Source organism: Psychrobacillus sp. FJAT-21963, from assembly GCF_001420585.1.
GTDB lineage: Bacteria > Bacillota > Bacilli > Bacillales_A > Planococcaceae > Psychrobacillus.
The window spans coordinates 69,830-84,213 of sequence record NZ_LJIY01000002.1 but is presented as its reverse complement, the minus strand read 5'-3'; the positions used below and the strand labels follow the sequence as shown (position 1 = coordinate 84,213).

Sequence of the window (14,384 nt, the reverse complement as noted above, 5' to 3'; positions counted from 1 at the left end):
AAGTTCACTCCATACGATCCAGAATTTCTACTAGTTTTAGTCTTAATTCTTGTAGTTGTTCATCAATACTTACAACAATTCTTCCATGGTTCGTTTCAATATAACAATCTGTATCATTCATATCCTCGTCAACAAAAATCATAAACGGAACATCGACTGGGAATATGGATGCAAGTTCGTCCCGATTATTAGAAACTAACTTAAAATATGTCGGAGACACATAAAGCTTTATTTCTTTCATCTCTCTAACTTCTTTTAAACCCCTTTTGACAACAGATAAAAAGAGTTCTTCCTCTTCTTCTAACTTCGTTCCAATAATTCGCTCTGCAGTTCGAATTGCAAGTTCTAAAATAACCTGCTCCTGCTGTTGTAAATAATTTGTTGCGTTTTCGTGTGCTACTTGTATTGTTTCATTCGCAATAGATAAAGATTGTTGCATATCCGCTATAGCCTTATTTCTACCTTCTTCTAACCCTTGCATAAAGCCTTCGTCATAAGCAGCTTGCTGATATGCAATTTTTTGTTCTTCCCACGTTTTTAATTGTTCATCCACATATTGTTTAGTTTGTTCTATTTCTTGGGCTAATGCTTCTTTTGTCGAAGCAATTTGTTCTTCCGCTTCATGGAGCAATTGATCTCTTTCTTTCAGAATTACATCAAGCGAAAGAGGTTGATCTATATCTATTTCTTCTCTTAATTGCAGACTTTTTATTTGAATTGGTCTTGTTTTTTCACTATTATCATTCACTTGTACGTTTCGGAAAATCCTAGACAATAATGTCATCTCCTCCACCACGAGCAATTATTATTTCACCAGCGTCTTCCAATCTTCTAATGACAGAAACAATTCTTGTTTGGGCTTCCTCTACATCTTTTAGTCGTACAGGACCCATAATTTCCATTTCTTCTTTAAAAGATTCAGCCATACGAGTAGACATATTTCTAAAGATAATATCTTTTACTTCTTCACTTGAAACCTTCATAGAAAGAAGCAAGTCTTCATTTTCACAATCACGTATAACTCGTTGAATGGAGCGATTATCAAGCGTAACAATATCTTCGAAGACAAACATTCTCTTCTTGATCTCTTCGGCAAGTTCAGGATCTTGAATTTCAAGGGCATCCAAAATTGTTTTTTCTGTTGTTCGGTCTACACCGTTTAATACTTCTACTACTGCATCTACTCCACCAGTTTCTGTATAATCTTGTGTAACTGTAGAAGACAACTTTCGCTCTAGTACAGATTCAATTTCACTAATAACCTCCGGTGAGGTTGAATCCATTGTTGCAATTCGCTTGGCAATATCTGCTTGAACCTCTTGCGGTAAGGAAGAAAGAATAATACCCGCCTGTTGAGCTTCTAAGTAGGATAAAATTAGCGCAATTGTTTGTGGATGCTCGTTTTGAATAAAATTAAATAATTGTGTTGGCTCAGCTCTTCTTGCGAAATCAAATGGTCGTACTTGTAAGGAAGATGTTAATCGATTAATAATCGCTTGTGCATGATCTGAACCAAGTGCTTTCTCTAACACTGTTTTTGCGTAACCAATACCACCTTGCGAAATATAATCTTGAGCGAGTGCAATATTATGAAACTCTTCTATAATATCTTCTTTAATTTCAGGCTCCACTTTTTTCACACCTGAAATTTCTAATGTCAAGCGCTCGATTTCTTCTTCGTTTAAATGTTTATAAATAGAAGCTGAAACTTCTGGGCCGAGAGAAATTAATAAGAGCGCGGCTTTTTGTTTCCCACTAAGTTCTTTTTCTTTTTTTATCATAGCCGTCCTCCATTAATCCTCTGCTATCCATGTTCGTAATAATTTTGCGAAATCTTCTGGCTTGTCCTTCGCCATTTTTTCCAATTGTTTACGTCTTAAAGTAGATTCTGTCTCTTTTTCTTTATTAATATCATCTATTTTTAGTTCTTCTCTTTGTTCCTCAAGAATGACTAATTCTTCTTCTTCGTTTCTACGTGAACGAAGAATGAAAACAATTAGTAGAATAATTGCTGCTAAAAGTATTCCTCCGATTACGTAAACCCACCAAGGAATCATTGAATCTGTTGCCGCAACTGTAGTTGCTTTTCCATTGAATGGTTGTACCGAAACAACAATTTTTTCTTGTAGTTGCTCTTCAGTTAGCTGTTCAACTTCATCTTTATCGATGGAAGTTCGTACAATCGTTGCAAGAATTTGTTCAATATCTCCTTGAACACCCTCAGGCATAGAAGTTATATCATCAGGAGTTGGTGGTTCAACCATTACTTGAATTCCTAAATCTCTGATTTTGTAAGGACTTTCTACAATTTCTTTTCGAATACGATTTACCTCATTATTAATCGTATCCTCTGTTCTTTCGTAATCCCCGTTTGCACTAGAACCCTCTACATAGTTTGTAAAATTATCGGTAGCATCCTCGCCTTGTGGTGTTCCACCTGCTGTAGGATTAGTTCCAGTAAAAGTTTCTGAAATTCGTTGTGCACTTATTTCAATACCCGCCATATTTTCTTCATCAACTGGTTCCACTAAGTTCTCTTCTCTTTTTTCTTGTTGAAAGTCAATATCTGTTGTAACGGAAACTACAACTTTGTCTGGCCCCATTAAAGTACTTAACATTGTTTGTACTTGTCTTTGTAAATCGCGTTCTATTGATTTTTTAATAGCCATTTGGTCGCCGACATTAGCTCCCGTTGAATTAGAGTTAGCAGTTTGAAGATCAAAGTATTCGAAGTATTGATTTGTAATAACAATATCTTCTGTCGATAAATTCGGTACTGATTTAGATACTAAATTATAAAGAGATTGAATTTGAACATCTGTAAATTGGTATCCTGGTTCTGTATTAAGGACAATAGATGCGCTAGCTGCATCATTGCTTTGAGATAAAAATACTCCTTCCTCAGGCAATGAAATCATTACTTTTGCATCTTTAACTCCCTTTATGCCTTTAATTAAATTTGCAAGTTCTGTCTGAGTAGAGGCCAATTTTAAAACATTGAACTCATTATCAGTCATCCCAAATCCAGCATTTTGAGAGAAGAAGCTATAATCAATCATCCCTGATTCAGGGAAGCCTTCAGCTGCAAGTTGAACTAATAACGAATCAACCTGATCAGATGGAACTAATATAGATGTTCCACCAGGAGCTATTTTATTTTCTACCCCTTGAGCATCCAATGTTTCTTTTATACGTCCTACTTCAGATGGTGCTACATCAGAATACAAAGGAACAAACTCTGTTTTTGTCGAAAAGAATGTGATAATAGCAGCAATTAGTATTACTCCAATCAAGCTTCCAATTATCGTTCCTTTTTGTACTTTCGTTCGACTCTTCCAAAATGTAGAGACATCGCTTGTGATTTTTTTTATTCGTTCATTCATTATTATCCTCCGGCTATGGTGAATATTTTTACTCGATATTTAAATATAACCGAGGGTTTATACAGGCATTCTCATGATTTCTTGATACGCTTCGATCACTTTATTTCGAATTTCCATTGTTGCATTCAAAGTTATACTTGCCTTTTGAGAAGCAATCATCACATCATGCAATTCTACATTTTCTCCACGAATTAACTTCTCAGTTACTACATCTGAAGCTTTTTGATTAGCATTTACTGACTCAAGGGCACTTTTCAAAAAATCACCAAAGTTCTGTTGTGCCTCAAATGGACTAATTTTTGGAGTAGAAGAAGTTGGATTTATTTGAGCTGGGTTAAATAAAGAAACAGATTCTATTGCCATATTTAAGTAAACCTTCTTTCATTTCTATTTACCAATCTCTAAAGCTTTTGAAAGCATCGCTTTATTGGCATTGAACACTGTTACATTCGCTTCATAAGCACGAGTTGCAGATATTAAATCCACCATTTCTCTCAATGGGTCTACATTCGGCATTTCTACATAACCTTCTGCGTTTGCATCAATATGAGTTGGATCATACACAAGTTTAAATGGTGTTTCCGTATCTTCTTTAATACTTGAAACTTTTACTCCGTTACCAACTGTTTCTTTATTTGTTTTTCCCATAGCAACATTTAAGAAACTAGAGAATTGACCTTCAAGTGGTTGAAAAGTCACACTTTTTCTTCTATAAGCTTGCCATTCACCATCGACTAATTTTGCACGAGTTGTATCAACATTAGCCATATTGGATGAAATAACATCCATACGAAGACGTTGTGCAGTCAGTGCGGAGGCTGTGGTATTCATCCCATGAAAAATCGACATGATTATCTACCTCCTTTTATAACTGTTTGTAATGTATTTAACTTTCCGCTTACACGATCAACCAATGCATTGTAATAAATCTGGTTTGTCGCTAGATTTGCTTGTTCTTTATCCATATCGACTCCATTGCCATTATGGTTATATCGGAAATTAGCGTAGTTATAAACGCCTGGAGAACTCACATTCATTTGAAAATTAAAATGCTTTTCATTCGTCCTATTTGCAGATATTGTCGATTGCTTTGCTTCCGAAAATACATCACCAAAACTAACGCTTTTTGCTTTATAATTAGGAGTGTCGACATTTGCTATATTTTGCGCTATTGCTTTCTGTTTAATAGCGGAAAAGTCTAATCCTCGTTCTAAATTCGATATCGTTCCACCAAAAATGCTCAATTATTACACCTCATTATTTTCAAATCGGAAGAATTTTAATAATTATCTATGAAAATCATAATAATTTAATTGTAATGAAAATGTAACAAAGTGTCTATTCTCTTTTTTGAATTTTCATAGGACATTTTTCCTTTTTTTTCGCCATTTTTCTCTTTTTTGTGACTAAAATCCAATTTCTCTAATTCGTACTTACTATTTTGAGGAAATTTTCAATTTACTGGATATTTATTCCTTTGACAAAAATATTTCAATAAGATGTCAAAAAAACCTCTTCTACCAATGGTAGAAGAGGTTTAAATTTCAATTCTTATTTCATTTTAAGTTGAGCTAGTTCTGCCAAAAATTTATCATTAAGAACTTTAATGTACGTACCTTTCATTCCTAGTGAACGAGACTCGATTACTCCAGCACTTTCAAGTTTACGTAGAGCATTTACGATTACTGAACGAGTAATACCAACGCGGTCAGCTATTTTAGAAGCAACTAGTAAGCCTTCATTACCATCAAGCTCTTCAAATATATGTTCAATAGCTTCTAACTCACTGTATGATAAGGAATTGATAGCCATTTGTACTACAGCTTTACTTCTAGCTTCTTCTTCAATTTCTTCCGATTTTTCACGTAAAATTTCCATTCCTACAACTGTTGCACCATATTCTCCAAGAATTAAATCATCGTCATGGAATTCTTGTTGCAAACGACCAAGGATCAATGTTCCAAGACGTTCGCCACCGCCGATAATTGGCACGATTGTAGTCAAGCCCTCTTTAAACAATTCGCGGTTCTCTTCTGGGAATACTGAATGTTTACTGAAAACATCTAGATTAGATGATGTTTCATTCACATTAAATAAGTTTTTTGTATACTCTTCAGGGAATTGACGTTCTTCCATCATTTTAATCATACGATCATTTTCAATTTGCTGATGTACTTCGTGTCCAAGAAGTTTACCTTTACGGCTAACTATGAATGCGTTACATTCGATAACGTTACTTAATGTTGATGCCATTTCTTTAAAGTTAACAGGTTTACCTGCAGATGCTTGTAGCATAGAGTTAATTTTTCTTGTTTTGTCTAATAAATTCATTGTGAATCCTCCAATATAATTTTCATATTTATTTTAATATTCTAAAGGTTTTTAATTGTTTTTGAAAGCAATTCAACTTCATATTACAGGATAAATTGCGATAAGTCTCTGTTTTTCACAATATTGTCAAGTTTTTGGTCAATATAGGAAGGAGTAATTTGAATATGAGCAGGAGAAATGTCAGAAGCTTCATATGAAAGGTCTTCTAAAATTTTCTCTAAGATTGTATGAAGACGTCTCGCTCCTATATTATCGGTCTCTTGGTTTACTTCATAAGCTATTTCCCCAATTCTCGCTATTGATTCATCAGAAAAAGAAATAGTTACACCTTCTGTATAAAGTAAAGCCTCGTATTGTTTTGTTAAAGAGTGCTGAGGTTCTTTTAAAATACGAATAAAATCATCTTTTGTTAATTTCTCTAATTCAACGCGAATTGGAAATCTACCTTGAAGTTCCGGGATTAAATCAGATGGTTTAGACATATGGAATGCTCCTGCAGCAATGAATAGAATATAATCAGTTTTTACCGCACCATATTTCGTATTAACGGTTGACCCTTCGACAATCGGTAATATATCTCGCTGAACACCTTCTCTAGAAACATCCGCTGAAGTAGAATTACCACTTTTATTTGCGATTTTATCCATTTCATCGATAAATATGATTCCAGTTTGCTCCGTTTTTTCAATTGCTATTTGAGATAATTCATCATTATCTATTAACTTGCTCGCTTCTTCCTGCATTAATACTTTACGAGCATCTTTTACTTTCATTTTTCTTTTTTTCTTTTTCTTTGGCATTAAACTAGAAAGGGCATCCTGCATATTCATGCCCATACTTTCCATGCCTCCACCTTGCAATGCATCAAAAATGGATGGGGCTTGTTCTGTCACTTCAACGGTTACTATTTCATTCTCTAGTTTTCCGTCTCTTAAATCTTCTGCAATTTGTGAACGTTTTAATCGCACCTCTGTGTCATCCGCTTCTAAAGGTTCATCCTCCGACTTTCCACCGAATAATGCTTCAAAAGGGTTTTGATTTGCGTTCTTTTTCTTTAAAGAAGGAACAAGAAGTTTTACTATAGCGTCGTTTGCTAAACGAGTCGCTTGATCTTTAACTTCTTCCATTTTTTCTTCTTTTACAATTCGAATCGCTGCTTCTACTAAATCTCTAACCATAGATTCAACGTCTCTTCCGACATAACCTACTTCCGTAAATTTAGTAGCTTCCACTTTTACAAATGGAGCTTTTGTTAGCTTCGCTATTCTTCTTGCTATTTCTGTTTTCCCTACTCCAGTAGGACCAATCATTAAAATATTTTTAGGGATCACTTCATTTTTCATATCTTCATCTAGTAACTGTCTTCTATATCTATTTCGCAATGCAACTGCAACAGCTTTTTTTGCAGCATCTTGCCCAACGATATATTTATTTAAGTGCTCAGTAATTTGCTTTGGCGTTAAGTTGTTTTCCTTCATTCACCTAAAACCTCCACGACAATTTGATGATTAGTAAATACACAAATATCTGCTGCTGTTGTTAAAGCAGCTTTTGCAATCTCTTCAGCTGTTAAACGATCACCTGAATATTGTTTTAACGCTCTTCCAGCAGCTAAAGCATAATTTCCACCAGAACCTATTGCCAAAATGCCATCATCCGGTTCTATAACTTCGCCAGTTCCTGATACGAGTAATAGATTACTTTTATCCATTACTAAAAGCATCGCTTCTAATTGGCGTAGCATTTTGTCTCCACGCCATTGTTTTGCAAGCTCAACGGCTGCCCTTTGAAGGTTGCCATTATACTCAAGGAGTTTTCCTTCGAACATTTCAAAGAGAGTAAAAGCATCTGCAACAGAACCAGCAAAACCAGCAACCACTTGACCATTAAAAAGCCTTCTTACTTTCTTAGCAGTATGTTTCATAACAACTTGATTACCCAAAGTTACCTGCCCGTCTCCTGCCATAGCTTGACTTCCTTTATGACTGACAGCAAATATTGTAGTTGCATGTATATTACCCAATATTGTTTACCTCCAATACTTATGCCCTTGGATGAGCATTCATATACGTTTTTCTTAAATGTTCTTTCGTAACATGCGTATAAACTTGAGTAGAAGTTAAATGGGAATGGCCTAATAATTCTTGAACACTCCTTAAGTCAGCTCCATTATTCAATAAATGTGTAGCAAAGGTATGACGCAGCATATGTGGAAAAATAGTTGTGTGTAAGGAAGCCTTCTTCATCATTTCGTTTAATATATACTGCACTCCACGTGCTGTTAAGTGCGCTCCTCTATTGTTCACAAAGAGAAAGGGATGAGATGTAGACTTCATTAATTTTGGTCTACTTTTTTGGACGTATTCCTCTACGGCACTTAGAGCAAAATCTCCAACTGGAACATACCTTTCTTTTCTACCTTTACCCATAACACGAATAACTCCATAGCTCTTATCTATATGACTTAATTCAATAGAAATAAGTTCGCTAACACGAATGCCTGTAGCATACAATAATTCAAGTATAGCCATATTTCGTAACGATAGCGGATCATCCCCTTCGTTACCTTGAAACAGTTTTTCCATTTCTTCTTCATAAAAGAAATGAGGAAGTCTTTCTTCTTTTTTAGGATGGTACAAGGATCGGAAAGCATCTTCCCGAATATCAAACTCTTTATGTAAAAACTTATAAAAAGAGCGAATAGAGGAGATTTTTCTTGATATTGAAGTTCTAGCTAACTTTTTATCATAAAGGGTTGTTACATATAATCTTGCATGCACGTATTCAACCTCATTTAAATCAGTTACACCTTCTCCATCTAAAAATAGTAAAAAATGTTCAATGTCTTTTTTATATTCACGGGTAGTTAGATTAGAGTAATTTTTCTCTAATTGAATATAGTCTATAAATGAATGTAGCAAATCTGATCCAATCATTTAAACACTCCAGTTTGTATTCCCATAGTAAAAGCCTCTAAAAGTATACAACCTTTAGAGGCTTAAAGCAATTAAACCGATTTATTTTTCAAAAAATTTTGAATCGTCGTTAATGCTCGATTGGCTAATTGCTCAGTTCTTACTTTTTTGTCTCTTACTTTTGGTTGTAGCTCAGGAAATAATCCGAAGTTAATATTCATTGGTTGGAAGTTTTTAGGGTCAGCTTCTGTTATATATCGAGCCATACTACCGAGTGCAGTCTCACTTGGGAACACAACTAATTCTTCCCCTTTTGCAAGCTTAGCAGCGTTTATACCTGCAAGTAATCCACTTCCTGCTGATTCTACATAGCCCTCAACTCCAGTCATTTGACCGGCAAAGAATATTTGTTTATTCGCTTTTAGCTGATAAGTCGGTTTTAGTACAGTCGGTGAATTAATAAATGTATTTCTGTGCATAACTCCATATCGTACAATTTCCACATTTTCTAATCCTGGAATTAATTGAAGAACTTCCTTTTGAGGTCCCCATTTTAAATGTGTTTGAAATCCAACGATATTATAGAGGGTTCCAGCAGCATCGTCTTGTCTTAATTGAACAACCGCATAAGGGCGTTTACCTGTTTTAGGATCTTCTAATCCAACCGGTTTCATCGGTCCAAATAAAAGCGTTTTACGGCCTCTGCTAGCCATTACTTCTACTGGCATGCACCCTTCAAAGTAAATTTCTTTTTCAAATTCTTTTAATGGTACCACTTCTGCTTCTACAAGTGCATCGTAAAAACGATTAAACTCCTCTTCCGTCATTGGACAGTTAAGATAAGCCGCTTCCCCTTTGTCGTATCGAGATTTTAAATATACTTTATCCATATCGATGCTATCTTTTTCAACAATTGGAGCAGCTGCATCATAAAAATATAAATAATCTTGACCAGTTATCTCTTTTACTTTCTCTGCCAATGCAGGAGAAGTTAAAGGGCCTGTAGCGATTACAGTAATACCTTCTGGAATCTCGGTTACTTCTTCGTTTATGATTTCAATCATTGGATGATTGCGAATGACCTCTGTTACTCTTCCGGCAAAATCATGTCTGTCTACAGCTAGTGCTCCACCTGCAGGAACACTACTATTATCTGCAGATTGAATAATAAGTGACTCTAACATACGCATTTCTTCTTTAATAACCCCTACAGCGTTTGTTAGGGTATTAGCACGAAGCGAATTTGAACATACTAGTTCAGCAAATTTATCTGTATGATGTGCAGGTGTTTGCTTTACAGGTCGCATTTCATAAAGACGAACTTTGACTCCTCGCTTTGCAATTTGCCATGCAGCCTCGCTTCCTGCAAGTCCTGCACCTATCACGTTTACTATTTCAGTCATGTTGAAACCTTCTTTCTTTTAACTCTGTGGATCTTCTTTATAATCACAAGCTACACATTGAATTTGTACGCCTTTTTTCAGCTTTTTCTCTACTAACATATCATTACATTTAGGACATGGTCTATTAATCGGCTTATCCCAAGAAACAAAGTCGCATGTAGGATAACGATCGCATCCATAAAAAATTCTCTTAGTTTTACTTTTACGTTCCACAATCTGCCCTTCTCCACAAGATGGACATGGAACGCCAATTTCTTTCACAATTGCTTTCGTGTTTCTACAATCTGGGAAATTACTACAAGCCATGAATTTACCATATCGTCCTAATTTATAGACCATTGGAGAACCACAGTTTTCACAATCTTCACCAGTAGGCTCATCTTTTATAACGATTTTTTCCATTTCAGCATCCGCATGCTCTACATGTTTAGCAAAATCTTTATAAAATCCATCTATGACTTCGACCCATCTAACTTGTCCTTCTTCCACACTATCTAAGTCTTTTTCCATTTGTGCTGTAAACTCGATATTTAAAATATTCGGGAAAAATTCAAGTACTAGTTGATGTACGATTGTTCCAAGCTCAGTTGGTACAAAACGTTTAGTCTCTAATGCCACATACCCTCTTTTTTGTATCGTATCCAGTGTAGGAGCATATGTGGATGGTCTGCCTATCCCAAGTTCTTCTAGCGTTTTAACTAGTCTTGCTTCTGAATATCTTGGTGGTGGCTGTGTGAAATGTTGTTTAGGTTCAATCGAAAGCGCATTTACTTTATCTCCAACCTCTAATACAGGCAACAGTTTGTCTTTGTCATCCGTTTGGTCATCCGTGCCTTCCACATACACTTTCATGAATCCTGGGAATTTTACTTGTGAACCATTTGCTCTAAATATTGCGTTCCCATTTTTCATATCAACCGAAACTGTATCTAATATTGCAGGAGCCATCTGGCTAGCAATAAATCTCTCCCAAATCAATTTATATAAACGATATAAATCTCTAGATAGGATGCTCTTTAACTGCTCTGGTGTTCTTAGAACACTTGTTGGTCTTACTGCCTCATGCGCATCCTGAGCTTTTTTGGATTGTTTTTCTTCTTTTTTACTCGTTATATATTCTGAGCCGTATTCATTTTGAATGTATGCATGTGCATCAGCCTTAGCTGTATCAGAGATTCTAGTAGAATCTGTACGCATGTAGGTGATTAAACCTACAGTACCTTCTTTTTTTCCAAGGTCAATTCCTTCATACAATTGTTGTGCAAGCATCATCGTTTTTCTAGCTCGGAAGTTAAGTTTACGAGCAGCTTCCTGTTGAAGAGAAGAAGTTGTAAAGGATGCGGCTGGATTTCTTTTTCTTTCTTTTTTCACGACATTTGCTACTTCAAACTTTTTGCCTTTAATCCCTTTAAGAACATCTTTTACTTCACTTTCGTTTGTTAGCTTAACTTTATCTTTATCCGTACCATAATAAAGAGCATCGAATGCTTTTTTACTTTTCTCGAATTGCCCTTCAATCGTCCAATACTCTTCTGGAACAAAGTTATTTATTTCATTTTCACGGTCAATTATTAAACGTAATGCTACAGATTGAACTCGTCCAGCAGATAAACCTTTTTTCACTTTCTTCCATAAAATTGGACTAATATTATAGCCAACTAGGCGATCTAAAATTCTTCTAGCCTGTTGTGCATCTACTAAATCCATATTTATAGGTCTAGGATGTTTAAATGATTCTAAAATAGCGTCTTTTGTAATTTCATTGAAAACAACTCGACATTCCGAATTAATATCAACATTCAATGAGTTAGCTAAGTGCCAAGCAATTGCTTCCCCTTCTCTATCGGGGTCAGCCGCGAGATAAACTTTCTTCGCTTTTTTTGCAGCATTTTTCAGGTCTTGCAATACGGGACCTTTTCCTCGTATAGTAATATATTTTGGTTCATAGTCATTTTCTACATCTACACCCATTTGACTTCTCGGCAAATCCCGCACGTGACCGATGGATGCTTTTACTTTATATTTTTTTCCAAGATATCGTTCAATTGTTTTTGCCTTTGCTGGCGATTCCACAATAACTAAATAATCCGACATAAATGTGCCTCCTTATAGAAGGTAACTCGCTTTAAGCTTCAAAACAAATACCTGTTGCAAAATGTATAACAGATTTCTAAAGAAAGCAAGTCTTTTCATTTATTTAATTGTTTATTTGTTCAAATTCTTGTAGTTCTTCAAGTATTTGATAACCATTCCAAACAGGCTTTGCCCCCTCTAAAATAAGGTTATGTGGGCCTGCAGACAAAGGGGAATGAATAGATCCAGGTATAGCGAAAATTTCTTTTCCATTTTCTAACGCATGCTCCATTGTTGAAACTGTACCACTCTTTTCTTTAGCTTCTGTAATAATGACAGCTTGTGACAAACCGCTAATAATACGATTACGCATAGGAAAATTCCACTTTTTTGGTGTTATATATGGTGGATATTCTGTTATTAATAAATGTTCTTTCGACATTATTTTCGCTAATTCTTCATTTTGCTTCGGATATATATGAAATAAACCTGTGCCCAGAACCGCTATTGTCTTGCCTCCTAGCGCTATTGTGCTTTCATGAGCCATTGTATCTGCTCCTTTAGCAAGACCGCTTACAATAGTGAAATTTTGGCTTATTAATGGAGGTAAAATTGTTTCGATACTTTTCTTAGAATAATAGGTTGCCTCTCTAGAACCTATAATAGCTAACTTTTTATGCATGTTTAATAAAGAAGTATCTCCTTTCACATAAAGAACCGCCGGTGGATCGTAAAGATTTTTTAAACTTGTAGGATAATTGGGATTGGTAAAAATTATAGGGGTAATTTGGTGATTTGCATAAATTTGTAGAAATGGGGTCTCCACAAATTTTTGGTACATGTTTTTAAGTTGAATCGCTCGATTTTCAGTAATACGCAAGAGACCTACTAGTAAGCTTGTCTGCATTTTCTCTAATTGTAATGTGGGATTGTATTCAATTAGGGGATGTAGTTTGTTCATAGGGACTGGAAATACATAGTGTAACGCTAAAAATCGATTAATCCACTTCTCTTCTGAATTGATCATTGCTTTCCTCCTATTTTTTTGGCTATGATAAACTTCGCTGTAGTAAGATACTCATACTTGAATCTACGAATCTATTTGAATTCGCGCTGGCCGCAAAACCACGAAGAATGAGACTTCAGTTGGGGATTGAGAAGCAATGCTTTACTGCGACGAGCTTTGCGCAGGAGCACCGGTTTTACTGCGCCGGAGCTTTGCTGAGGAGCCGCGGAACATTCTTGAAGACTCAGGCGTAGGTTGCTGTAGCGCACATACGTGTAAGATGCGTACTCTTAAAAACAACAATGAATAATACCAAAGCCAAATATAAAAAAATACGGCAACACCGGATGATGTGCCGTACCTTTAATATTAATGTGTTTTACATTTGTCGTAAAGACCTGCTGCTTTAATTGCTTTAATTAAAGTTTCGCCGATTACTGAAGGAGTTGGTGCAACTTCCATTCCAGCCGCTTGCATTGCTTTAATTTTTTCTGCTGCAGTACCTTTACCACCAGAAATAATTGCTCCAGCGTGACCCATACGTTTACCTTCAGGAGCTGTTTGCCCTCCGATAAATCCTACTACAGGTTTAGTCATGTTAGCTTTAATCCATTCTGCTGCTTCTTCTTCAGCAGTACCACCGATTTCACCAATCATAACAACTGCGTAAGTTTCTGGATCTTCATTGAATGCTTTTAATACATCAATGAAATCTGTACCATTTACTGGGTCTCCACCAATACCAACCGCTGTAGATTGTCCTACACCAGCTTGAGTTAATTGATGAACTGCTTCATAAGTTAAAGTACCAGAACGAGATACAACACCTACATGCCCTTTTGAATGGATATTCGGAGGCATGATACCGATATTACTTTCGTCTGCTGTCACAATACCAGGGCAGTTTGGTCCCACTAAACGAGTTTTTTTGCCTTCCATGTAACGTTTAACTTTAACCATGTCTAATACTGGAATATGCTCAGTAATACAAATAGTCAAGTCTAATTCTGCATCTGTAGCTTCCAAAATTGCATCCGCTGCAAATGGAGCTGGAACATAAATTACTGAAACATTTGCTCCAGTAGCTTTAACAGCTTCTTCAACTGTATTGAATACAGGAACACCTTCTACCTCTGTACCGCCTTTACCTGGAGTTACACCAGCAACGATTTTTGTACCATATTCCAACATTTTTTTTGTATGGAATAGAGCAGTGGAGCCAGTAATACCTTGTACCAAAACTTTAGTATCTTTATTAATAAAAATTGCCATT

At 35.8% G+C, this 14,384-nt stretch carries 14 protein-coding genes; all 14 read right to left on the bottom strand.

What is annotated here, in order from left to right; all coding sequences use genetic code 11:
- Positions 1-4: 4 nt before the first annotated feature.
- Positions 5-784 (bottom strand): flagellar assembly protein FliH, encoded by a 780-nt coding sequence (fliH, locus tag AN959_RS06295; protein WP_172794325.1) that lies wholly within the window; start codon positions 782-784, stop codon positions 5-7.
- On the bottom strand, positions 768-1,781 hold the full coding sequence (fliG, locus tag AN959_RS06290; protein ID WP_053589980.1) for a flagellar motor switch protein FliG: 1,014 nt from the start codon (positions 1,779-1,781) through the stop codon (positions 768-770). The genes fliH and fliG overlap by 17 nt, the downstream gene beginning before the upstream one ends.
- Positions 1,782-1,793: 12 nt before the next feature.
- Positions 1,794-3,383: a flagellar basal-body MS-ring/collar protein FliF gene (gene fliF / locus AN959_RS06285; RefSeq protein ID WP_056829270.1), complete on the bottom strand. Its 1,590-nt coding sequence runs from the start codon at positions 3,381-3,383 to the stop codon at positions 1,794-1,796.
- Positions 3,384-3,440: 57 nt separating this feature from the next.
- Positions 3,441-3,746: a flagellar hook-basal body complex protein FliE gene (fliE, locus tag AN959_RS06280; protein ID WP_056829268.1), complete on the bottom strand. Its 306-nt coding sequence runs from the start codon at positions 3,744-3,746 to the stop codon at positions 3,441-3,443.
- 24 nt (positions 3,747-3,770) lie between these two features.
- On the bottom strand, positions 3,771-4,232 hold the full coding sequence (gene flgC, locus AN959_RS06275) for a flagellar basal body rod protein FlgC (RefSeq protein ID WP_056829266.1): 462 nt from the start codon (positions 4,230-4,232) through the stop codon (positions 3,771-3,773).
- Between the two features lie 2 nt (positions 4,233-4,234).
- Entirely contained in the window at positions 4,235-4,627 is a 393-nt protein-coding gene (flgB, locus tag AN959_RS06270; protein WP_053589984.1) for a flagellar basal body rod protein FlgB, read from the bottom strand.
- A 307-nt stretch (positions 4,628-4,934) separates the two neighbouring features.
- On the bottom strand, positions 4,935-5,714 hold the full coding sequence (codY, locus tag AN959_RS06265; RefSeq protein ID WP_053589985.1) for a GTP-sensing pleiotropic transcriptional regulator CodY: 780 nt from the start codon (positions 5,712-5,714) through the stop codon (positions 4,935-4,937).
- 83 nt (positions 5,715-5,797) lie between these two features.
- Entirely contained in the window at positions 5,798-7,192 is a 1,395-nt protein-coding gene (hslU, locus tag AN959_RS06260) for an ATP-dependent protease ATPase subunit HslU (protein WP_056829264.1), read from the bottom strand.
- Positions 7,189-7,737 carry an ATP-dependent protease subunit HslV gene (hslV, locus tag AN959_RS06255; protein WP_053589987.1) on the bottom strand — a complete coding sequence of 183 codons (549 nt, stop codon included), beginning with the start codon at positions 7,735-7,737 and terminating at the stop codon, positions 7,189-7,191. The genes hslU and hslV overlap by 4 nt, the downstream gene beginning before the upstream one ends.
- A 19-nt stretch (positions 7,738-7,756) precedes the next feature.
- Positions 7,757-8,650 (bottom strand): tyrosine recombinase XerC, encoded by an 894-nt coding sequence (gene xerC / locus AN959_RS06250; protein ID WP_056829263.1) that lies wholly within the window; start codon positions 8,648-8,650, stop codon positions 7,757-7,759.
- A 71-nt stretch (positions 8,651-8,721) separates the two neighbouring features.
- Positions 8,722-10,032, bottom strand: coding sequence for an FADH(2)-oxidizing methylenetetrahydrofolate--tRNA-(uracil(54)-C(5))-methyltransferase TrmFO (trmFO, locus tag AN959_RS06245; protein WP_056829261.1), 1,311 nt, complete (start codon positions 10,030-10,032; stop codon positions 8,722-8,724).
- A gap of 18 nt (positions 10,033-10,050) precedes the next feature.
- Positions 10,051-12,126, bottom strand: coding sequence for a type I DNA topoisomerase (topA, locus tag AN959_RS06240; RefSeq protein WP_056829259.1), 2,076 nt, complete (start codon positions 12,124-12,126; stop codon positions 10,051-10,053).
- Between the two features lie 103 nt (positions 12,127-12,229).
- Complete coding sequence (gene dprA / locus AN959_RS06235; protein ID WP_056829257.1) at positions 12,230-13,132, bottom strand: DNA-processing protein DprA; 903 nt, start codon at positions 13,130-13,132, stop codon at positions 12,230-12,232.
- A 348-nt stretch (positions 13,133-13,480) separates the two neighbouring features.
- Positions 13,481-14,383, bottom strand: a complete 903-nt coding sequence (sucD, locus tag AN959_RS06230; RefSeq protein ID WP_053589992.1) for a succinate--CoA ligase subunit alpha — start codon at positions 14,381-14,383, stop codon at positions 13,481-13,483.
- Position 14,384 lies beyond the last annotated feature (1 nt).